This window comes from Paenibacillus sp. GYB003 (assembly GCF_036577625.1).
In the GTDB taxonomy this organism is placed as follows: domain Bacteria; phylum Bacillota; class Bacilli; order Paenibacillales; family NBRC-103111; genus Paenibacillus_AB.
Map to the genome: position 1 here is coordinate 81,152 of NZ_JARBDC010000075.1, position 23,510 is coordinate 104,661.

Consider the following 23,510-nt stretch of genomic DNA (forward strand, 5'->3'; position numbering starts at 1 on the left):
TGCTCGGGCTGGTTGGAGGGAGTATGAAAAAAAGTCATAACAGATTGGAACCGCTTGCTTGGATGCTTAAATTTATTTGGTTGAACGCTCGCTTCCCATTCTTAGTGGCATCTTTGCAGCAAATATTATCCGCATGTCTTCCGGTAACCGTAGCATTTGCCGTTGGACGACTAATAAAGGAAATCGAAGGTAATGGAAGTTATGTCTGGCAATGGGTTCTTTTACTTGTACTGGCGCATCTCGCGGGGCAAGGTTTCGTCTTTAATTCTTTCAAAGATTACCTATACCAACAAAAGCTTGAGGCGGCATTGGATGACCCCATTCTGCAAAAAGTCAGTAAATTGCCGCTAACCTACTTCGAACAATCGGAATTTTTTGACCTCATTACCCGGATGGCGGCTCCATCTAAACGTATCGCGTCAATTGCTGAGGATATTTTGCATACATTGGGAACGTGGATGAAAATGGTTCTGCTGCTTTTATATATTGGAGGCTTCTTCTGGTGGTTAATTCCAGTGCTCATGGTTATATCGATCATTTCTTCCCGGTTTGATACTAAAATAGGCGTAAGTAGGCAAACATTTGAAAAGAAAATGACGGTAACCGAAAGAGAGAAGACGTATGCGGAACAGCTGCTGTCCGGGCGAACAAGCACAGTAGAGGTTAAGGTTTTTGGTTTGAAAAAGGAGTTGATAGGGCGTTGGAACAGCTGGAGTGCCCGCATACATAAAGCGCGACTTGCGTTTGAACTAGTTATACTTAAAAAAGATTTACTTGTTGCAAGTCCACGAATAGTCATATTGCTTACATGTATAGTTCTGATCGGGTGGCAAATGCGTGAAGGAAATAGCGGCTTAGCTATATTTTCCTCAACGATAATAGCCCTCCTTTCTTTCTTTGATGCCATGGAGAATACCAGTTTCTATTCCCGGAATCTTGGGGAGGGAAGCGCGTATGTAGCAGAAATGCGATCTCTTTTACAGTTTCCCGAGCACGATAAAGATCATGCAAAGTACTCGTTTCCAAATCCGCTTTGCAGAGGTATCGAATTTCAAAACGTGACTTTCACATACCCAAACGATGATCAGCCTGCTCTTAAAAATATATGTTTACAAATTCGTGTCGGTGAAAAAGTAGCATTGGTAGGAGCTAATGGTTCTGGAAAAAGCACCTTGGTAAAACTGCTCCTTGGTTTATATGAACCTAACGAAGGTAAAATTTTAATAGATGGAATTGATATGAAGGAGATTAACGAATCAGATCTGCGCAAATCCATTTCAGTCGTTTTTCAAGATTTTGTTAAATATAGTTTGACAGCCCGTGAGAACATCGCGATTGGACAAATTGATTCAATCCAAGACATTGATCGCATACGAAATGCTTCCTCTTTAGGTGGCGCTTCTGAGTTCATATCACAACTGCCGTTTCAATATGAAACGCCATTAGGTAAACTTACACCTTATAGCCATGAGCCATCGGGTGGGCAATGGCAGAGAATTGCAATAAGCCGAGGATTAATCCGACAGGCACAACTTTTCGTTTTTGACGAACCAGCCGCTTCGTTGGATCCGTTGGCAGAAGCAGATTTATACAATCAAATCGGACATATCCTTCAAGATCAAACAGCCGTACTTATATCACACCGTCTCGGATCCGTACGAGTATGTGATCGAATCGTTGTTCTACATGAAGGTGCAGTTATCGAAGAGGGGACCCATGCAGCATTGCTGCAGAAACGCGGATTATATTGGGAAATGCACTCCGCGCAGTCAGGCTGGTATACGGCGGTGAAGTCATGAAAAAGATACCTTTCATTTATCTTCGTTTGTTTATTATCTTATTGAAAGATCAGCCACTAGTCTTTCTAGGCTACTGGATGCTGGTCACTGTTCAAGCCTTATTACCAGCTACGGGCATCCTGCTCATGGCACGCCTTTTTGAGGAAGGAAGCCGGTACATCTCTGGAGTGAGCGAGTTTACACCTTTTATCTATGTTGCGGTTTGGTTTGCAGGGATTCAATTGGTAGAGAATATTCTGACTCAAATTACTTTTATTCTCTTTTCATCACTCCAACGTCATCTGAAAAATAGTTTGGATCTACGTGTATTTGAGAAAATACAACGATTGCGACTAGAAAAATTCGAACAATCCGTTTTTTACGATCAGTTTGCGAGAGCAAGATCGGTTATAAGTTCCGGAAGATTTATTAATTTCATGCGCCGGGCTGTTGCAGGGGGACAATCAATGATAACTGCCATAGCTATGACGGGTGTAATTGTAAAGTTCAGTCCTTGGTTGGCTTTTAGTCTTTTCCTTACGGCTTTGCCCGCATTTATTTTAAGGCTTGTGCGGGGGAAACAATTCTGGCAATTGCAATGGTTTCAATCGCCGAACATACGCATGCTCGATTATTTTACGCGGTTATTAACAGGTCGTAACGAGGCAAAAGAAATACGGGTTTTCGAAGTCAGCGAGTTTTTTTTAAATCGAATAAAAGTCCTTCGCGGCAAGCTGCGGGAAGAGCGATGGCTGTTTGAACGAAAAAATATCAAATACGAATTATTATACAGCATTGCTACAACAGAGGTTTTTGCATATTCTTGCGGGATTATTATTGCGGTTTCGGCAACGTTTTCAGGTAGATTAGGACTTAGTGAGTTAGCCGCAACGTTAATTGCTCTGCGAAACTTCCAAAGCACAGTTAGGGCTTCATTAATACATTTTACATATGTAGCTTAAGCAGGGCATTACTTATCCGACTTATTCAAATTTATAGATGATCCCGAAGAAGAGACTAGAGGTAGCACACAAAACATGCCTGTATTTATCTCGGACGGAATTCGTTTTGAAGGGGTCAGTTTCCGATATCCCGGCCAACATGCAAATGCGCTATCAAACCTATCTTTTTATATAAAAAAGGGCGAGCGTATTGCAATTGTCGGAGAGAACGGCGCAGGTAAATCTACGCTAGTAAAGCTCCTATTGGGATTGTACAGACCGTCCGAGGGAATCATTTGCTATGATGGAGTTCATTTGGAAAAGATTGATCCGGTTTCGGTCCGCTCCGCCTCTTCTCTTGTGTTACAGGATTTTATGCAGTACCAGTATTCAGTGGAGGATAACATTTGCTTCGGTGATGCAGGCGTGAGGCATCCTTTTTCAACGGTGGAAGACGCCGCCAATAAAGGAGGTGCGAATACGTTTATTCAATATCTTCCACAGAAGTATCAGACTCGACTTGGGAAAGAGTTCCCCTCATCTACAGATCTTTCCGGAGGCCAGTGGCAGCGGCTTGCGATGGCTCGCGGATTCGTTAGAAACTCGCAAGTGTTTGTTCTCGACGAGCCTACAGCTTCACTTGATCCCATGCAAGAAGCTCAGGTTTATGAGAGCTATGCTAAGTTAAACCAATCAAGTATTTCGTTAATGGTCTCACATAGGCTTGGTGCGTGCAAGCTTGCCGATCGAATTTTCGTTGTTTCAAATCATAAACTGGAAGAAATAGGGACACATGACGAATTGATGAGAAAAAACGGGAAGTACGCTAATCTCTATCGCGAACAAGCAAAATGGTATGTTTAACTTTTAATAATGTGTTTTGATTGGGAATATGAGGTTTTTAACTTTGTTGAATATTTCTAAGAGGTGAGCTCTATGAGCTTATTAATTGAACACGAATTATTAATCGGCATTACCAAGAGTTACGCTTATAATAATATAGCATTTCTTGAAGAAAATTTAAAAAATTTAAATAATTTCGATTGGGAAGTTTTGCTGGACCAATCATTACGTCATAAGATATTTCCGATAATTTTTAAGTACACAAATACGTTCATTCCCGATAAACTCAAAAGTAAATATTTACCCCTTATTTTGAAATGATAGCTAGAAGAAGAGAGATGGCTCAGGACTGTATAAATATTTGCAATACAGCAATGGCTAATGGAGTTCAAGTTATTCCAACTAAAGGTTTCGTGTTATCCAAACTCATTTATGATAACCCATATACAAGATCTTATAATGATATCGATATACTTGTAAAAGAAACGGATATCGAAAAAGTAGATTCCATATTGCAGAGCCATAACTATTATTCAAGGGTGTTTGGATCATCATTTAAAGTAACACCCAAACCTATTTTTTTTTATCCGGAGTCGCATGATATACACTATAATAAAAAGTTGCCGGATGGAGAAGTAGGTTGCCGTTTAGAACTAAAGAGATATATGTGGTCATTTTCAAATGTGGCAGACTTTTTTAAAAATACCCAAACCATAAAAATCGACAATTCAGACGTTGAAGTGCTTAATATTAATTACTCTTTTCTATTATTATGCTCATATGCTTATAATTATACAGAGTTACCTTATGGTGTAATTTCCAAAAATTGTTTAAGAGATTATATGGATTTATTGATGTTTTTTAATAAGTACAATTCTCTTATCGAATAGAACGAATTAGCAAAACTATCCAACAAATATGAAATTCTCCATAAAATATATTGCGTTATGAACTATTTAAACGCCCTGTATGGAGATGTAGTAGATATAGATGTTATACAATTATTCCGACCTCATCTTGCCAGTTATGAAATTAACGCATACGAAAACGGAAACTTTTTGCAATGGAAAACCGACATCAAAACAAGATTGTTTGATGACGAACAACGACTTTTAGAATATAAAGAAGCTATGAAAATATTTAGATTTAGCAGCAGGAATAGAAATTACGAGAATCCATTACTTGTAGCTCTTGATTTACTTTCGGGAATTACTGATATAAGCAATTACAAAGCTTTCCATGACCCAATAAACGATTTTACACACAAGTACTTATTTACTTACGATACGTCTAATCTTTTTTTAACGCTCATAATTGATGAAAAAATGCTGAAACAATTAGATCGATTCTTTATTTTTTCCTTCACAATTACTGGTCTTGATTTCACAGAAAATTTAGAAAGCCGAACGTTCTCGATTGTTAAACGCGAAGAGGAACTTGTTTGTGTGCCATTTAGCTTAATAAATGATAATAAGGAAAGAAAAGAAGAGGAAGTGATACAAGAGGAGCTTGTAAATGAAAATAATAATTTTCATCCGGTATTATACTCCGTTGTTGAAGATTATAAATTGTTTAAAGTAAACGTACCATTAGAACTACTGAAGTATAATTTGCAGTATAGTAATTATAAATTGTGCTATAATCTTCTGACATACGAACAAATCTATGATAATATTTGGATTGTTTCAGCTCGAAAATATTTAGATCCCGAAATAGGAGTTATTGAGTTGGTATAGGAAGTAGGGTCCGGTAATTTTAACCTTTTTCAAGTCTAGGCCGCGCCTCAGATCGTCTTGTTCGAAGCTTATCTAATCCAACCAAAGACGTAGTTCTTGACTTTGCCCCTTGTCAAGTAAAAATCAAACTGAAATTTGCAATTCGTCAATAAGACCGTGTCCGCAGAGAGGGATAGCCGTGGCTGAAAGCTCCACGGCGATGAACGAACGAATAACTTCCAAAAGAACAGAAGGGGAACCCCGGAACGAGAAGGGGCGATCGCTTTCGATTTGCGGTTCGTACTCGCTTGCACCCGGACAGTAGCCGTCACGAGCAGGCGGGCGTTTGCCGTATTGAAGTGCGCGCTTAAAGATTGATCGCACCTGTGATCATAGCCCCGTCAAGTAGACAGTAATAAAAGACATCAATTACACGGCGATCGATTCCCGGTACTCAACAGGGGAGAGATCGCCGAGTTTTTTCTGAAATCGTTCTGTACTGTAAAACTGAATATACTCAGCAATCAGTTTGCGGGCGTGAGCGAAATCCTTAGGTTTTCCAGATATAATTTTTCCGTTTTCAGATGCGAGAAGAATGATTCAATACAAGAATTGTCAAAGCAGTTATATATCTCCATTTCGAGAGGAATACGTAATTCTTCTACAGTAGGTATACTTTTTAAGTAGAGTCGAGCACTACTGTTTTTCTGGAATAGGTTAACTAATTCTAAGCGGTATTCATATTTGCCGTCTGGTGTTACTTGTAATGTATCCGTTGTTATTTTTTCAGTTAACCAACCACTTTTTCGTCTGCGGATTGGTTTCGATTCGAAAAAACGGGAAAAGCTCCCGGTAAATCCGCAACGCATCGGCAAAAAGCGCGATTCAGGCGGGATTAGCGGGAGGTTTCCTGTAAATGTAGCCGGCCAAGGGCAAATCGGCCTAGTTAGAGGGAGTTTTTACCGGTAACCTTCGCTTACCGGCGCTGTGGTAGGGGAATCGGAATCGATGCGCTGATGGATAGGGGAAAGGACCGCCGGAGCACTTCCTCCAGCGGTCCTTTATTTGATGCCCGGTCGATCACTCGCCGAGGCCGTTGTCGAACGGGGCTTCCCGGTTCAGCACGACGGTGCCGACGACCGGCAGATGGTCGGAAGCCAAGATCCCGTTCAGCACCTGCCGTTCGGTAAGCGAGACGTCGGGAGACGTGAAAATGTAGTCGATGCGCGACGTCGGAGCCGGGGACGCCGGATACGTGAAGGCGTCGTCCATGCCGGCGAAGCCGTCGTTATATTGCGCGGTCATCGTCGCGATTTCCTGGCTCGTCGGCTTCGCGTTGAAGTCGCCGAGGATAATTTTCGTTCCTTGCCGCTTCCGGGCAATATCCAATATTTCGTTCACTTGGGCGAGCCGCTGCTGGACGGTCAAGCCGAGATGCGTATTGAATAAGTGCACGTGATTGCCTTTAACGTTGATCGTCGTCTCCAGCAGTCCTCGCTGTTCGCTGCCGAAGCTGCTGAGGAAATGGTTTTCGGACCGAATGATCGGATACTTGCTCAACACGGCGGTGCCGTACTGCCTGCGGGGCTGGCCCTCCTCCAGCGGATCCCGGTCCAGATTGGCCCCGAACGCGACGTGCATGCCGAGCAGCTCGGACAGCTTCTTCGCTTGGTCCTCGAAATTGCTGCGCGCCCCGTAATGCTTGTCCACCTCCTGCAGCCCGACGAGATCCGCCCCGGCCTCCCGGATGACGCCGGCGATCCGGTTCAGATCGAGCACGCCGTCCTCGCCGACCCCGTGGTGGATGTTGTACGACATGACCTTCACGGCGACCTCCTCTCCTCTCGGAAAAGGATCGGGACCTTCGCCGGCCAGCGATAGGCCGGATGCGGACGTAGCCAGCATCATCAGCACGAACAGGGCAAGCCCGAATGCGGTAATCCGGCGTTTCTTCATTATCGATCATCCTCTCCCCATTGAAATGGATGCCTGAAAGCTTCGGCGAGTCTACCTCTATTATAATCAACAATCGGAATGCGAGAATGATAGAATAGTCGCGAAAATGATATGATAAAGTCGACGAAATCATCGAATGGTTAAAAGTGGCGCATGCGATAACGCCGCAAGCGAAGGTACAATAAAGCAAAGTACCGCCGATGGGAGGTTCCCGCATTGAAATCGACACCGGCTCTTCAGTCGCTGCGCGGCGTGACGGAGCTTAAGTATGTGAACGCGGAAAACGTGATGAGATACCGGGCAATCATGCGATTTTTTCACCAGGAGTACCAAAGGCTTCGCTACTGGCTCAGGCCGGAGGAAGTGTTCGAAGGCATCGAAGGATGGGGGCTGTTCGATGCTTACAGTCTGGAGCAATGTCAGGCGGATCTGGAGCAGCTGGTCGAGTGGAAAAACCTCGCATCCCGCCACGATGGCGGACGATCGGCAACCGTCGAAGAATATTTGCGCAAAAAATATCAATATTTAATGACGCCGTATTCGATCGAGATCGAACGTCTGCTGGAAGCTTTGGAAAACGTGCGGGGCTACGGCGGCTCGCTTGAGCCGACCTTGTTCGATACGATCGCCGAGAAGCTGTTCGACATCCGGGCCCGGACAGGCGCGTTCGAGCCGGGGCAGGCGCTCGAGCTGTGGAACGAGCTGTACGAATCGTTTAAACGGCTGCACCAAACATCGGTCGATTATATCGCCAGCCTGCAAACGTCGAGGGCGGAGGAACTGATGGTCACCGACGCTTTTTTGGCGTACAAGGAGACGCTTACGGACTATTTGCAAAACTTCGTCCAGGCGCTGCAGCGCCGTGCGTATAAAATCGAAGGCAACCTGCGGCAAATTTCGCAGCCGGTGTTGGACCTGTTTATGGAAACGGCGGCGGACGACGAATTGCGCAGGCCGCGTCTCGAGGACGGGCCTACCCGCGAGGAGCTGCTGGAGGAATACCGGCAAGGCTGGGGCAACTTGCAGCGCTGGTTTATGGGAGACGGGCGGGCGCCCAGCGAATTGACGCTGCTGGAGCGGGCCACGAAGGACGCTATCGCCCGTATCGTTCGCTGCGTCCTGCGCATTCAGGAAAGGAAGCGGTCCGGCCTGAGCCGGCGCAAGGAGCTCGATTATCTCGGACATTGGTTTTACCGCACGGAGTCGATCGACGAGGCGCATCGTTTGGCCGCTTATGCGTTCGGGCTTTTTCCGGCGCGGCATTTGCAGGGGGAAGATTTGCGGGAATCCGATCGGGCGGATCTGTCCATGTGGCAGGAAGGCCCGACGCCGAGGTTCCTTCGGTCCCGGAGCCGGAAGCGGGCCGACCGGCAGGAGACGGAGCCGGTCCAGGAGCATGGCGAGCGCAGGCGGCAAGCGCGAGAACGCATTATGGAGCATCAGCGGGAGGAGCTGCAGCTGCTGATGGACATGGTCGCCCGCGGAGAGGTGCGCATGTCCGAGCTGGGCGTCGTTACGTCCGGAACGCGGCTTCGGCTGCTGCAATGGATCGGCCGCTGCAACGCCTCCGCTTTCTCCAGGTTCCGTACGCCGGAAGGCATCGACGTTTCGCTAACCAAGCCCGGACCGGGGGAAACGACCGTTTTGCGGTGCGAAGACGGGGAGCTGGAGCTGCCGGATTACCGGCTTGCGTTTGCCATGGAAGGAAGCGCGCTATGGGAAGCCGCCGCGGGACGGCAGGAATAGGCGTCGACATACTCTTACGGAGGTTGCGGCCATGAACAAGATCGTTATCGGTCAACATCGAGGCTCCAGAAGGCGACGGTCGACAGTTGTCGACAAAGAGCAGCTGGCGCAGCGCAGAACGGCGTGCGCCCACGCGCTGCTGAACCGGTCCTGGATCGCGAAGGAGCGGGAGCCGGAATTGTATTACTGGATCAAGGACCAGTTTGCGGAGCTGCGGGACTGGTTTATGGAGCATACCGGGTTTTCGCTTGTCGTGACGCGCTCGATCGCCAAGCTGGACAAGGCGCCGGTTGCGGCATGGCCGTGGATGGGGTTTCCGGAGTTCCGCGAGCCGCTCGACTACGCTTTTTTCACCTACGGACTGTGGTATTTGGAGGGAAAGACCGAACTGGACCAGTTTTTGCTCACCCAGATGGTGGAAGATATTCGCGAGCATATGGTCGAGCAGGGCATGGAGGTCGACTGGAAAAATTATTACCACCGCCTCTCGATGGCCCGGGCTTTGAAAAAGCTGAAGGCGCTCGGCATTTTGCGCGGTGTGGACGGAGACGAGGCGGATTGGGCGCAGGATATGGGCAAAAACGTGCTGTACGAATGCTCCGCGCATTCGCGCTACGTGCTGCGCCGGTTCCCACGGGAGCTGACGGCTTACCGGACGGCGGAGGAGCTGTCGGAGACGATTTTGTACCCGGATAGCCCGGACGGGGCGAAGGCGCGCCGCAAGCACCGGATCTACAAACGGTTTCTGCTCGAGCCGGTCGTGCTGGACGGGCAGTGGACCGAGGAAGAGCTGTACTATGTGGCGACCCAGCGGCGATCGCTGATCGAACAGATGAACATGATGTTCGGCTGGGAAGGACGAAGGTACAGGGAAGGCTTGCTGTTTTTTCACCCCGAGCCGACGTCCGAGTCCGAGCTGTTCCCGACGCTGTCCGCCGTATCCGATCTCGTGCTGCTGATAGCCGGCGAAATACGTCGGCGTCTGAACGATCCGGACTCCGGACTGTATACGAACGACGACGGGACGGTCAGGATTTCGCAAAACGAGCTGGAGCATATGCTGTACCGGTTGAAGGAGCGGCACAAGGAGTTTTGGAGCAAGGAGCACCGGGAGGCGCCGTCCGGGGATTTGGCGAAATGGGCGTTCGACCATATGCTGGAATGGGGACTTGGCCGATGGGAGGATGCGCACCATTTTCTCGTTTACCCGGTCGTCGGCAGGTGGAATGCGGAATACCGGTCGCAGGAGTTCGATACGTAAGGGGGAGACGTTGATCATGGAGCAACAGATGCTGTCGGCGGCGGAAAGCCCGGCGACGGACGTCGTAAACCGCTGGCAGATGCACCGGGCGGGCATATTGAACTTCTGGTATTACGACGACGAAGAATTTCAGCTGGAGGCGGGCCGGTTAATTTTGAGGGGGGCGAACGGCTCCGGCAAATCGGTGACGATGCAAAGCTTTTTGCCGCTCGTGCTGGACGGGGACAAGCGCCCTCACCGTCTCGATCCGTTCGGCTCGCGCGACCGGCGGATCGAGTATTATTTGCTCGGGGAGGCGGACAGCGGCCATACGGACCGGACCGGCTACTTGTGGATGGAATTTTATCATCCGATAAAACGGCTGTACAAGACGATCGGCATCGGCCTGCGCGCGCGCAAAGGGGCCGCTCAGGTCGGATTTTGGGGGTTTTTGCTGCAGGACGGCCGGCGCATGAATCGGGACTTTTGGCTGTACGACCGAAATTTGTGGCTGGAGCAGGAGCAGAAAATTCCGCTTCATCGCCGGGCGCTGGAGGAGAAGATCGGCTCGGGCGGTCAAGTCGTGCAGGAGCAGGCGGCCTATAAAGATATGGTCAACAAGGCGCTGTTCGGCTTTCACGAGCAGGACGCGTTTCACGATTTGCTGCAGCTGATGGTGCAGCTGCGCAGTCCGAAGCTGTCCAAAGACTTCAAGCCTTCCGCCATCTATGAAATATTGACCCAGGCTCTTCCTCCGCTGCTGGAGGAGGAGTTGAGTCCTTTATCCGAAGTGATGGAGGATATGGATCAAATCTCCGATCGGCTGGAAGAGTTGGAGCTGCACCGGCGCGATATGGAGAGCCTGCAGCATAGCTACGATAAATACAATCGTTTCCTGCTTCATCTGCATTCGGAACAACTGCTCGACCGTCACGGCGAGTTCAACAAGTTCGCGCGGCAGGTCGATGAAGCGGAAAAAGCGAGAGCCGCCGCGGAACAAGAACGGCTCGCCGCAGAGCAGGCGGAGCGGGACCAAACGCGGCAACTGCACGAAACGGACGCCGAGCTGGAGCTGCTCGGCCGCAGCGAGGCGATCGAGAAGCAGCGGGAGCTTGAAGCCGCGGAAAGCCGCTTGGCCGAGACGATCAAGCATTTGGAGCTGACCGCCGAACGCGTGGCGGGCCATGCCAAACGAAAGGAGCGGCTGGAAGCGGACATGCGGCGCGCTTCCGACAACATGGACACGTTGTCGCAGGAGCAGCGCGAGCTTCTGGACGAGCTGGAAAGCGCCGCGCGCGACATGGAGTTCGCCGAGCACGACGTGCATCACCGCGGTTGGGAGCGGGGCGCCCCCGAGGACGAACGTTGGCGCGATCCGTGGAAGCGCGACCTCGAGTCGCACCGGCGATCGCTCGAGGCGGCGCTTGCGACGGCCCGGTCCGAGCGCGAAGCGCAGCAGCTGGCGCAGGAGCTGGAGCTGCAGCTCGGCGAGGTGCGGAAGGAGCGCGACCAGGCGGAACGCGAGCGCACGGAACGCGAACGCGAGGCGGAACGGGAGCGCGAGGCGCTGCGCGAGCGTCTCGTGCAGTGGCGGCAAAGCTTGCGATCGCTGCCGTTCGATGGAGACGCTCTGCGCGAATCGCTGCAGGCTTTGTCGGAGCTCGGGGTTGACCGGCGCGATTACGGACTCGTACGGCGTCCGGCGGAAGCTGTCGGCGAACAAAGGCGCGAGCAGTTGATGCAGCGCCGGGCGCAGTTGCGCCAAGAGGCGAAACGGATGGAGGACGCGGTCGGGCAGCTTCGACGGGAACGCGAGGAATGGCTTGGCAGCCGCGAGCCGGAACCGAACCGGAGCGACGGACGCAAAAAAGCGCGAGGCGGAAGGCAGCCCCGGACGGGGGCGCCGCTCTATGCCGTCTGCGAGTTTCGCGATCATCTGGACGAAGAGGGGAAAGCGAGGCTCGAGGAGGCGTTGGAGCAGGCCGGCTTGCTCGATGCGTGGATCGCTCCGGGAGGCCGGCTGGGCGTGCCGGCCGACGACGAGGAAGAAGTATGGGTCGAGCCCGATCCCCAGTTGCTCGCCTATACGCTGGCCGACGCGTTGACGCCGGTCGTTCCCGCGGACAGCGGGTTAAGCGGCGACGACATCGACGCCGTTTTGCGCAGCTTTTTGTGGGAAGAAGGGGGAGGGGCGTCTGCGGACAATCCGGGCGGCGCCGCCCCGTGGTTCCGGACGGACGGCTCCTTCCGCCTCGGTCCGCTTCTCGGGAAAGCTTCCCGGAAGCCGCGCGCGGAATATATCGGCCGCGAAACGCGGCGGCGCACCCGGGAGATGGCGGTCGCCCGTCTGGAAGCGGAAATCGCGCTGTATTCGGATCAAATCGAACAGGTTCGGGCGCAACTGGACGACATTCGGCAAGAGGAAGCCGCGCTGCAGACCGAACTGAAGTTGTTTCCGCCCGACGCCGAGCTGCAGCAGTCGTTCGAACGGCTGGCTCAGGCGTCTTACCGTTTGGAAGCCGTTTTGCGCCAGGAAGAGAAAATGCAGGAACGGTTCAAGGAGAAGACGGCCGCCTGGAGAGCGCTGCAGCAGAAGCTGGCGGAGCTTACCGCCGGCTGGTCGAGACTGAAGCGGGAACCGGAGCTGCGGGAAGCGATTCGGCTCTGCGGCGAATACGATCGCAGCGTCTCTCAGCTTCATTCCGCCTGGGGACGTTACCGGGAAACGGCTCAAGCCCGGGAGCGAACGGAGATCGAGCTGGAGGAAGCGGCCTCCGGCCTGGACAGCGAGCGGTCGCTGGAGGAGGAGCTGCAGGCTCGGCGGCATACGTTAAAGGCGCAGGTCGAGCGGCTCAGGCAAATGATCCTCGATATGGGCATCGCCGACTTGCACCGGCAAATTTCGCATTTGAGGGCGAAGAAAGATACGCTGCTGCAGGAGCTTCGCGCGTCGCGGCAGGCGCAAATGCGGGCCGGCGAGCAGTTGTCCATGTTAACGGAAAGATTGCGTCTTTACCGCGAGGAATGGGAACGGCTCAAAAGCGGGTTGGACGAGTCGCTCGAGCAGTGGCATGCGGAGATGAAGCTGTACCTCGTCAAGGAATGGAAGGATGCGTATCGTCCCGATCTGGACGAGATCGCGTCGGTGCGCTTGTGCAGGGAGATTGTGAAGGAATACGGCGCTTTGCCGGCCGGCCGGACCCGGGATGCGGTGGCCAGCGGCCTGCTCGAGTCGTTCAACGGAGTGCGGCATTCTTTGGCGGATTATGTGATGGAAACCTGTGTGAACGAGGGCAACGGGCGTATTACGATCGTATCGATGCGCGACCGCATGAATCCGGAGCCGCCCTGGAAGCTGCTCGAAGAGCTGACCGAGCTGGAGCGGGAGCAGCGGAATTTGCTCAGCCAGAAAGACCGGGAGCTGTACGAGGAGATCATTCTCCGCAGCGTGGGCAAGGCGATTCGCGGGCGGATTCACCGGGCGTACGAATGGGTCAAGCAAATGAACCGCCTGATGGGGGAACGCAATACGTCGAGCGGATTGCGGTTGTCGCTCGACTGGATGCCGAAGCCGAAGCAGACGGAGCAGCAGCTGGACACCGAGAAGCTGGTCGATTTGCTGCTGCGGGACGCGCATCGGCTGGACGATGAGGAGATCGAACAAATTATCGCCCATTTCCGTTCCCGCATCGTCTGGGCGAAGCAGGAAGCGCAGCAGGAGCGCGAATCGCTGCGCAAGCACATTTACGACCTGCTCGATTACCGCTCCTGGTTTCAGTTCGTGCTGTCGTACCGGAAGGGCGAGCAGACCGGATACCGGGAGCTGACGGACTCGCGATTCAACGTGCTCAGCGGAGGCGAGAAGGCGATGGCGATGTACATCCCTCTGTTCGCGGCGACGTATTCGCGGTATAACGACGCCGATCCGGAAGCGCCCAAGCTGATCTCGCTGGACGAAGCGTTCGCCGGCGTGGACGAGGAAAATATGCGCGACATGTTCCAGCTGCTCACGGACATGGGCTTCGATTATATGATGACGTCGCAAGTGCTGTGGGGCTGTTACGACACGGTGCCCCGCCTCGCCATTTACGAAATTTACAGGCCGAAGGACGTCGATTTCGTGACGCTGTTCCATTACCGCTGGAACGGACGCCGAAGAGAGCTCGTAGAGAAGCAGCCGGCCGCGGAGCCGGATGGAGCGGGCGTGTAGCGTATGGCATTCGAGCGTCGCATGACAGCCAAACAATATTTCGAGCAGCCGGGGTTTCGGCGATTGCTGGACGAGGTGTTTGCCAAGTACGAGAGGCTGGAACGCGTCGGCGGCAACGCCGCGATCGACGGGGCGCGGCCGGACGAGTGCGAGACGTTAAGCGGGTTTTTCGGACAAAGGGTCAGGCCGGGCGATGACGTCCGGGTGCCGCTGCGCGTGTTCGAGGCCGAATTGGCTCGCGGCTTCCGGCTCACGATTCCGGAGCTTTACGAACGACTGTACGATCGTCCGCTGCTGACGAAGTCGGAGAAGCTGGAGCTTCGGGAAAAGCAATGGGACGCCGTATTCGAGGACGCGCTCCGGGCCGCGGATGCTTGGTTGGCGGACGGCATGCGAAACGATGCGTTTCCTCGTTCCGCCGCCGATTGGCTTGCGCGCCTTCGGCGGGGCGAAGCGCCCGGTTACCGGATCATCCGCGCCGTCTATCGGCAAAATCCGCAGCGGGCGCGCGGCGAGCTGCTGCATTGCGTCAAAAGTCTGCGATATTTGTCGACGGCGCCGGCGCCGATTCGGCTCCCGGTGCTCGCCGCGATCGTTACCGGGGATGCGCACGCATTGGACTGGAAGCGGTCTTTGGGCCGGTTGTTCTGGTGCGCTTTATCCGACCTGTGGGGGGCGGAATCGGCGGACGAGGAGTGGGACGGTCCCGAATCGGCGAACGGGAAGTGGAACGGACCGGAATCGTCCGGCTGGCCGGCCGGTCCTTCCGCGCTAACCGAATTCGCGAACGACGACCCATGGGCCGTCAGACAGCTATACCGGAAGGCGGGCATCCGGGACGACGACGTCAGCTCCGGCGTTCTCGTATGCGCCCCTCCGTTTTCCCGGCCGGGCGAACCGGCGGTTGTGACGCTAAGGCAAGTGGAAGCGGCGGCGGAATGGCCGGTTTTTTCGGCCCTGTACGTCGTCGAGAATCCTTCCGTCTTTTCCGCCTTGCTGGATGCGATGCAGGCTTTGGGGCCGTTCCGGGGCGGGGCGGCCGGCGCGGACCCCGTTGCTTGTCCCGCGTTAATCTGCACCAGCGGCCGGCCCAGCACGGCGGCCTCGCTTTTTATACGCAAGTCGTTGGAAGCGGCCAAGGAAGGGACGAAGCTTTATTATGCGGGCGATTTCGACGTGGGCGGCTTGCAAATGGCGGCCAGTATGGAGGCGCGGTTTCCGGACGCATTCGAGGCTTGGCATATGGATACCGGGGTTTATCGGACTTATGTATCCGGCGACGGTCCTGCATTTTCGGAGGAAGAACGGAGGCTGCTGGAGCAAATCGAACTTCCGTGGGATGCCGGCTTGGGGGCGGCGATGGCGGAACGCGGGGTCAAATGCTTCCAGGAGACCGCGCTTGCCAAGTTAAGCCGGGACTGGCTGGAGGCGGTCGGCCGATGCCAGGATGATCGAAGAAACGCTTAGATAATAACCGAAGCGTTTTACCAAACGATAACGTATTGGATGTGCGGCATATATGTTATAACGGTTGCATTAACAGGATTTGGAGTGACATCCATGATCGCCAAAAAAATCGATCAACAAACAGCGACTGCAATTAAATCCATTCTGCAAAATTGAATATTCATCATACACGCGTATTGATTGATCTCGAGAAACAGACTGTGGAGGCTCAAGAGGATGATTGTTCGATTGACGATCTTCTGGAAGCGGCCGGCACGCTTTCCCCTGAGCGAGGCAAGGAACTTCTCGCTGAAGTGAACAGATCCCGTGAGGAATGGGGATCATGAGCAGAGGTTATTTGTGGCAGGATCTGTCCGCAGGGATCAGAGCGGCAAGGGACGAAAGCTGAAGACCCCGGATGCGCTCATTATAGCAACAGCTCTAGTACATGAGTTAATCTTAGTGTCAAGAGATTCCGATATGAGCTTCGTTCAAAGCGAACTTGATATACCGTTACTTTATTTATAACCCTGCAACCATAAACCGCCCCTATCGAATTTTCGAAAGAGGCGGTTTTTCCTAATTCATGTTTCCTATAACCCCGGCAACCTATGGTAAAATGGACGAGTATGCGAGCAAGCACTTTTTTCTATCCAGGCAACGGGGGATCGTATGAGCGACAGCTACCATAAATTCATAGCTTTACTAGAGTCGATGTTCCGGTTCGACAGCCAGGAGCTGGACTTCGGCATATACCGCATCATGAACGCGAAGCGCGAAGAGATCCGCGACTTTCTGCACAACCGGCTGCTGCCGCAGGTGAAAGCGTCGCTGGCGGCATACCGCAGCGCGGACCTGGACGACGTCCGCAAGGAGCTGGAACGGCTGAAGCGGACGCTCGAGGACGCCGGGATGGACCCGGAGCAGTCGCCGAAGTACAAGGAGCTGCGGGCGAAGCTGGAGGCGAGCTTCGACGCCGCGACGATCGAGCACGAGGTGTACGCGGACTTGACCGGCTTCTTTCGCCGGTATTACGATCGCGGCGACTTTTTGTCCAAACGGCGGTACAAGAAGGACGTATACGCCATCCCGTACGAGGGCGAGGAAGTGAAGCTCCATTACGCCAACGCCGACCAATATTACATCAAGACGTCGGAATATTTCCGGGACTACGCGTTCGCGCTGCCGTCCGGACGCAAGGTGCATTTTACGCTCGTCGACGCCAGCACGGAGCAGAACAACGTGAAGGAGCAGGAGGACAAGGAGCGGAAGTTCGTCCTGTACGCGGACGAGCCGCTCGTCGAACGGGACGGGGAGCTGTACGTGCAGTTCGAATATAAAATCGAGGCGGCGAAGCAGAGCAAGCTGAACGAGCAAGCCGTCGCGGCGGTGCTCGGCGCCGAAGGGCGCGCCGACTGGCTGCGGGAGCTGGCGACGCCGATGCCGACGGACAAAAACAAGCAGCGGACGTTGCTGGAGAAGCAGCTGACCGACTATACGGCGAAAAATACGTTCGACTATTTCATCCATAAAGATTTGGGCGGCTTTTTGCGCCGGGAGCTCGACTTTTACATCAAAAACGAGCTGATGCACCTCGACGATCTCGATACGGACAACGAGGCGCGCATCGGGCAATATTTGTCGAAAATCAAGGCGGTCAAGCAGATCGCCCACAAAATTATCCGGTTTCTCGAGCAGATCGAAAACTTCCAAAAGAAGCTGTGGCTGAAAAAGAAGTTCGTCGTCGACACGAACTACTGCGTCACGCTGGACCTTGTTCCGCGGTCGCTGTACGCGGAAATCGCCGCGAACGACGCGCAGCGGGAAGAATGGAAGCGGCTGTACGCGATCGAGGCGCTGGACGGCTACGCGGAGCCGCTGACGGAGCCGTTTCTGGAGGCGAACCCGAGCCTCGTGCTCGATACGGTTCATTTTTCCCGCGCGTTCGTCGACAAGCTGCTGGCCGGGCTGGACGATATCGACGGGCTGCAAAACGGCCTGCTCATCCACAGCGAAAATTTCCAGGCGCTGAACACGATCCGCAGCCGGTACGAGGGCCGCATCGACTGCATCTATATCGATCCGCCGTACAATACGAACGCGACGGAAATATTGTACAAAAACGGGTTCAAGCATTCGTCGTGGCTCAGCCTGATCGACGACCGCGTCAGCCTGGCCAAGCCGTTTCTGCGCGAGAAGGGCATTTTGTGCGTGACGATCGACGATTACGAGCTGCCGCGGCTGTGGCCGCTGCTGGGCGAGCGGTACGGCTACGACAATCATCTCGGCACGGCGGTCATCCGCATCAATCCGGGCGGGCGCAAGTCGAAGCGGAAGCTGGCGGCGCAGCACGAGTACGCGCTGTTTTTCGCCACGGACGAGCATACCGAGGTCGCCAAGCTGCCCGTCGCGCCGGAGGACAAGACGCACAGCTACAAGCAGGCGGAGGACGGCTCGTGGTACGAGGAGCGCAACCTGCGCAAGGAAGGCCAGGACAGCTTGGCCGAGGAAGGGGCGGCCCGGTACTACCCGATCTATTACGATCCCGCGACGGGGCAGATCAGCGCGACGACCGAGCTGCCGGAGGTCATCTGGCCGATCGACACGACCGGGCAGGCGCGCATTTGGCGGCGGGGCAAGGAAGATATCGACGCGATGTTCCGCAAGGGCGATATTTTCACGAAGGAAACGAAGTACGGGCGGCAGGTGTATTTCCGCTTCCGCGGCGGCGTGGAAGGGGAGACGCCGAAGACGCTGTGGGTCGATCCGCTGTTTTCGGCGAGCGAGCACGGCACCCAGGTGCTGGACGATCTCGTCGGCAAGGCGCGGTTCGACTTCCCGAAGTCGCCGCATGCGGTCGCGGAATGCATCCGCGTCATGTCGGACTCGCCCGACTGCGTCGTGCTCGACTTTTTCGGCGGCTCGGGCACGACCGGCCACGCCGTCGTCGACATGAACCGCAGCGAACCGGGCGGCGGGGGCAAGCGCAAATATATTTTGGTCGAGATGGGAAATCATTTCTACACCGCCCTGAAGCCGCGCGTATGCAAGGCGGTTTACGCCAGCGAATGGAAGGACGGCAAGCCGGTGAAGCGCGACGGCGTCAGCCAGCTGATCAAGGTGCTGCGCCTCGAATCGTACGAGGATTCGCTGAACAACATCGAGCCGGTCCGGACGGGGCAGCAGGAGCTGGCGCTGGCCGAGATGAGCGGGGAAGCCCGCGAGGCGTACACGCTGTCGTACATGCTCGAGACGGAAGCCGCCGGCAGTCCGTCGCTGCTGAACGTGCGGGCGTTCGACAATCCGTTCGACTACAAGCTGCGCATCGCGACCGGCGGGGAAACGAAGACGTGCGCGGTCGATCTCGTCGAAACGTTCAATTACTTGCTCGGCCTGACGGTCCGGAAGGTGGAGGCGTCGGGCGGCTTCAAAACGGTGCGGGGCGAGCTGCCGACGGGCGAAACGGCGCTCGTCGTTTGGCGAAACGTGCGCGAGACGACCGACGAGGAGCTGGAGCGGCTCGTGCACGGCTATACGCAAACCGCGGCGTTTGACGCGATCTATGTCAACGGCGACAATCATTTGGAAAACGCGAAAACGGAAGGCGATACGTGGAAGGTGCAGCTGATCGAGGAGCAGTTCCATCGGCTCATGTTCGACGCTGCCGTTCTTTGATTCGGTAAGGAGAGATCGGAGTGCCCAGAGCAGCCGCGAAACCAAAAGACACCAAGGCGCCGCAAGCGCCGTTCTCCCAAAAGCTGGCGCTGCTCGATTGGGCGGTGCAGCTGTTCGGCGCCGGCTCGCTTCACGAGCTGGCCAAAGGGATGAAGGGCGCCGAGCTGGAAGGGTGGGACGACGAGAACGTGTCCGGCTTTTACCGCCATCTCGCGTCCGTCCTGCCTGCGAAAGCCCGCGTGACGCACGACATGCTGCGGCGGTATGACGAGAACATTACGGCCCATACGCTGCAGCTGCGGGAGAAACGGCCGGAATTCGTCTCGTGGAAATATTTTCAATATTTGAGCTTGCTGTTTACGGAGCTGTATTTGGACCGGTACTTCGGCGGCGAGGACAAGCTGCTGGCCGAGCTGAACGCCCATCTGGACCGTTTCAACGAGCGCCAAGGCACGGCGATTCGGCCGTATGCGGCGGACGATCTGCGCAAGCTCGCCTTCTGGAACGCGACCGGCTCCGGCAAAACGCTGCTCATGCACGTGCAGATGAAGCAGTATTTGCATTATTTGCGCATGCACCGGCGCGAGGACGAGCTGGACCGGATCGTGCTGCTGACGCCGAAGGAAGATTTGTCGAAGCAGCATTTGCGCGAGTTCGCGCTGTCCGGCATTCACGCCGAGCTGTTCGAGAAGGACGTCGCCGGCCTGTTCGACCGTCACGCCGTCACGATCATCAACATTCAGCGCATCCGCGAGGAGTCCGGCGACAAGACGGTCGCCGTCGAAGCGTTCGAGGGCAACAACCTCGTGCTCGTGGACGAAGGCCACCGGGGCTCGAGCGGCGACGAATGGAAACGGATGCGCGACCGTCTGTGCGAGCGGGGGTTCGCCTTCGAATATTCCGCGACGTTCGGGCAGGCCGTCTCCGGCAAAAAGGAGCTGGAGCAGGAATATGCGAAATGCATCCTGTTCGACTATTCGTACAAATATTTTTACAATGACGGATACGGGAAAGATTACCGCATCCTCAATCTCGGGGACGACTCCGATCCGTCGGTGCGCACGCTGTACATGACCGCGTGCCTGCTTACGTTTTACGAGCAGCTGAAGCTGTTTCGCGGCGAGGAGCGGGCGATGCGGGAGTTTCGGATCGAGAAGCCGCTCTGGATTTTCGTCGGCAAAACGGTGAGCGCTTCGGCCAAGAAGGAGAAGGAACAGGAAGTTTCCGACGTGCTCGACATTTTGCTGTTCTTGGCCGGCTTCGTCAGAGAGCGGAACGCCTGCGTCGCGATGATCCGGCGGCTGCTCGGCGGCAGCCCGGGGCTGACGGACGGCGAGGGGCGGGAAATTTTCCGCAGCTCGTTCACGTATTTGGCGACGCTGCCGCTCGGCCCGGAGGAGATGTACCGGGACATTCTCCGCACCGTCTTCAACTCGGCGTCCGCGGAGGCGATGCTGCACGTATGCGACCTGCAGGGCGCGGAAGGGGAAATCGCGCTGAAGCTCGGCGATAACGAGCCGTTCGGCGTCATCAACGTCGGCGATACGGGCAAGCTGTGCGGCTTGTGCGAGGCGTATCCGGAGCGGATGGTCGTTTCCTCGCAGCCGTTTTCCGGCTCGCTGTTTCACCGGCTCGACGACCGCGGCTCGAACATCCATCTGCTGATCGGCTCGAAAAAGTTCACCGAAGGGTGGAGCAGCTGGCGCGTCAGCACGATGGGGCTGATGAACGTCGGGCGGACCGAGGGCGCGGAAATGATCCAGCTGTTCGGCCGGGGCGTCCGGCTGAAAGGCTACGGGCACAGCCTGAAGCGGAGCAGCCATGTCGAAGGCGTGCAGCCGCCGCCTTTCATCGACGTGTTGGAGACGCTGACGATTTTCGGCATACGGGCCGATTATATGAAGCAGTTCCGCGACTATTTGGAGGCGGAGGATATCGCCGGCCGGGAAAGCGCCAAAGCAACGGTCACGCTGCCGGTCGCGAAGACGTACGCGCAGCGCGGCGTGGAGCTGGTCACGCTCGACCTGAAGCCGGGGATCGACTACAAGACGCAAGGGCCGAAGCCCGTACTCGACGTGCCGGACGACGGGATGGAACTCGGCGAAATCGCGGTCGACTGGTATCCGAAAATCGACATGACGGCGAGCCGGAATCGGGACCTGCCGGCAGGGGCCGCTCGGGACAGCGGCAAGCTCGGACCCGCGCACATCGCCTTCCTGAACATGGAGCGCCTGTACTTCGAGCTGCAGCGATACAAAAACGAGCGGCGCTGGTTCAACTTGAAGCTCGATTTGGACAAATTGAGCGCGATTTTGGCCCGGACCGACTGGTATACGCTGTACATTCCGAAGGAAGAGCTGGCGTTCGATTCGTACGCGCGCGTCGCGCAGTGGGAGCAAATCGCCCTCGCGCTGCTGAAGCAGTATTGCGAGCGGTACTATAACTACCGCCGCAAAGAGTGGGAAGCGCCTCATACGATCTACCGCCCCTTGTCGGAAAGCGACGGCAACTTTACGGACGAATACCGCATCGCGGTCGACGCGGGCGACACGACGCTGCTTGCCGGGCTCAAGAAGCTGCGGCAAAGTTTGGAGAGCGGCGACAACGCGGGCTTCCGCTTCGCCGGCCTCGACGTCTTCGACTTCGAGCCGCATTTGTACCGGCCGCTCGTTTACGCCGGCGACGGCGGCGGCGTCCGGGTGACGCCCGTCGCGCTGAACGAAGGCGAATACCGGTTCGTCCGCGACTTGAGCGACTTTTGCGAAAGCGATCCGGCCTTTTTCGCGGAAAACCGGCTGTTTTTGCTGCGCAACCGGTCGCGGAAAGGGATCGGCTTTTTCGAGGCGGGCGGCTTTTACCCCGATTTCATCCTGTGGCTGGTGACGGGGGAGCGGCAAATCGTGGCGTTCGTCGATCCGAAAGGGATCAAGCACCATTCGATTACGGATAAGAAGCTGGAGTTTTACCGGACGATCAAGGAGAAGGAAGCGCAGATGGGCAATCCGCGCGTGTCGCTCCATTCGTTTATCGTGTCGAATACGCCGCACGCGCAGCTGACGAACAGCGGGACGACGCTTACGATCGAGCAGTTCAACGAGCGCAACGTGCTGTTCCAGCGCGATCAGGCGGCGACGTATATCGGCATGATGCTGCGGAAAATGTTGAACGGCTGAGGAGGGGGGCTTTTTGCATGATAGAGAAAATGGATGTGCCATGCAAAGTCGTAGAGGGAAAAACGACGCATCTGATTATCGACTACAAGCTGGACAGCGGCGATCCGATCTATGCGGACGCCTTGCGCAGAGCGCCCGCGCTCGCCGGGCAGCTCAACCCGAAAGGACCGGACGGGAACGAGCGGCCGATGCAGGTCCGGGAGACGATGGCGTTTACGGGAGCGATCGCGGAGTCGGTTGTGCTGGACTATTTGAACCGATACTTTCGGGAGATCGATCCGACCGGGGACGCGTTCGCCGAACCGGTGCAAGGGATCAGCCGCCAGAGGGGCTCGTTCAACCAGGTCGACATCGCCGTCCGCCGCCGGTCTACCGGTAAGAGCGCCACGATCGAGGTCCGGTCGTCCAACATTTTCAAAACGAACACGGTCGAAGTGTACAATCGGGACCAGTCGCTCGTAGGCTGGTATGCGACCAGCTACAAGGCGGGGGAAATCCGCAAAGATTACTACATCACGCTCTATTTCCGGCACAGTCAGGACAGTCTGCAGGCTATCATGCAGCAGCGGCTTCCGCTTACCGTCCAAATCGCCGCCGGCGCTTCCCGGGCGTTCATCGAACAGTACGGCGCCGACGACAACCTGAAGCAGGGCGGCGCGCAGTTTCGCGGCGTCAAGCCGATCATTCGCTGCAAGGACGTGGAGGAGCTGGCGCAGGATATGTATCGCGCGTTGTCGTGATGCGGCCGTTTATTCCGCTCCGGGCCGCCCGGCGCCCATCGTCCGGC

Annotated in this window: 14 protein-coding genes and 1 pseudogene; 13 read left to right on the forward strand and 2 right to left on the reverse strand. The window is 55.1% G+C overall.

Translation table 11 applies throughout. The features are described 5' to 3' along the window. Positions 1–23: 23 nt before the first annotated feature. From PV407_RS24425 to PV407_RS24445, 5 genes are all read left to right on the forward strand, one after another. Entirely contained in the window at positions 24–1,799 is a 1,776-nt protein-coding gene (locus PV407_RS24425) for an ABC transporter ATP-binding protein (protein ID WP_332092621.1), read from the forward strand. Further along, positions 1,796–2,740 carry a hypothetical protein gene (locus PV407_RS24430; RefSeq protein WP_332092622.1) on the forward strand — a complete coding sequence of 315 codons (945 nt, stop codon included), beginning with the start codon at positions 1,796–1,798 and terminating at the stop codon, positions 2,738–2,740. The genes PV407_RS24425 and PV407_RS24430 overlap by 4 nt, the downstream gene beginning before the upstream one ends. Before the next feature lie 75 nt (positions 2,741–2,815). After that, positions 2,816–3,583: an ABC transporter ATP-binding protein gene (locus PV407_RS24435; RefSeq protein WP_332092623.1), complete on the forward strand. Its 768-nt coding sequence runs from the start codon at positions 2,816–2,818 to the stop codon at positions 3,581–3,583. A 296-nt stretch (positions 3,584–3,879) separates the two neighbouring features. Beyond that, positions 3,880–4,452, forward strand: coding sequence for a nucleotidyltransferase family protein (locus tag PV407_RS24440; RefSeq protein ID WP_332092624.1), 573 nt, complete (start codon positions 3,880–3,882; stop codon positions 4,450–4,452). 57 nt (positions 4,453–4,509) lie between these two features. Further along, positions 4,510–5,298 carry a hypothetical protein gene (locus PV407_RS24445; RefSeq protein WP_332092625.1) on the forward strand — a complete coding sequence of 263 codons (789 nt, stop codon included), beginning with the start codon at positions 4,510–4,512 and terminating at the stop codon, positions 5,296–5,298. A 408-nt stretch (positions 5,299–5,706) separates the two neighbouring features. Here the strand turns inward: PV407_RS24445 and PV407_RS24450 are convergent. Both PV407_RS24450 and PV407_RS24455 read right to left on the reverse strand, forming a co-directional pair. Then, positions 5,707–5,903: pseudogene (locus PV407_RS24450) on the reverse strand (IS3 family transposase); the annotation flags it as partial. A gap of 454 nt (positions 5,904–6,357) precedes the next feature. Then, a complete protein-coding gene (locus PV407_RS24455) occupies positions 6,358–7,233 on the reverse strand; it encodes an endonuclease/exonuclease/phosphatase family protein (RefSeq protein WP_332092626.1) in 876 nt (291 codons plus the stop codon). Positions 7,234–7,449: 216 nt separating this feature from the next. Between PV407_RS24455 and PV407_RS24460 the strand changes: the two genes are divergently transcribed. The 8 genes from PV407_RS24460 (at position 7,450) to PV407_RS24495 (ending at position 23,463) form a co-directional block, all read left to right on the forward strand. Further along, positions 7,450–8,979: a TIGR02677 family protein gene (locus PV407_RS24460; protein ID WP_332092627.1), complete on the forward strand. Its 1,530-nt coding sequence runs from the start codon at positions 7,450–7,452 to the stop codon at positions 8,977–8,979. Positions 8,980–9,010: 31 nt separating this feature from the next. Beyond that, positions 9,011–10,240 carry a TIGR02678 family protein gene (locus PV407_RS24465; protein ID WP_332092628.1) on the forward strand — a complete coding sequence of 410 codons (1,230 nt, stop codon included), beginning with the start codon at positions 9,011–9,013 and terminating at the stop codon, positions 10,238–10,240. A 16-nt stretch (positions 10,241–10,256) separates the two neighbouring features. Then, the gene (locus tag PV407_RS24470; RefSeq protein WP_332092629.1) at positions 10,257–14,429 is read left to right on the forward strand and encodes a TIGR02680 family protein; all 4,173 of its coding nucleotides are present in this window, start codon (positions 10,257–10,259) and stop codon (positions 14,427–14,429) included. A gap of 3 nt (positions 14,430–14,432) precedes the next feature. Beyond that, on the forward strand, positions 14,433–15,896 hold the full coding sequence (locus tag PV407_RS24475; RefSeq protein ID WP_332092630.1) for a TIGR02679 domain-containing protein: 1,464 nt from the start codon (positions 14,433–14,435) through the stop codon (positions 15,894–15,896). Between the two features lie 339 nt (positions 15,897–16,235). Continuing rightward, positions 16,236–16,403 carry a PIN domain-containing protein gene (locus tag PV407_RS24480; protein ID WP_332092631.1) on the forward strand — a complete coding sequence of 56 codons (168 nt, stop codon included), beginning with the start codon at positions 16,236–16,238 and terminating at the stop codon, positions 16,401–16,403. A gap of 144 nt (positions 16,404–16,547) precedes the next feature. After that, the gene (locus PV407_RS24485; protein ID WP_332092632.1) at positions 16,548–19,550 is read left to right on the forward strand and encodes a site-specific DNA-methyltransferase; all 3,003 of its coding nucleotides are present in this window, start codon (positions 16,548–16,550) and stop codon (positions 19,548–19,550) included. Between the two features lie 20 nt (positions 19,551–19,570). Then, positions 19,571–22,723 carry a DEAD/DEAH box helicase family protein gene (locus PV407_RS24490; protein ID WP_332092633.1) on the forward strand — a complete coding sequence of 1,051 codons (3,153 nt, stop codon included), beginning with the start codon at positions 19,571–19,573 and terminating at the stop codon, positions 22,721–22,723. A 17-nt stretch (positions 22,724–22,740) separates the two neighbouring features. Beyond that, a complete protein-coding gene (locus tag PV407_RS24495; RefSeq protein WP_332092634.1) occupies positions 22,741–23,463 on the forward strand; it encodes a hypothetical protein in 723 nt (240 codons plus the stop codon). Positions 23,464–23,510 lie beyond the last annotated feature (47 nt).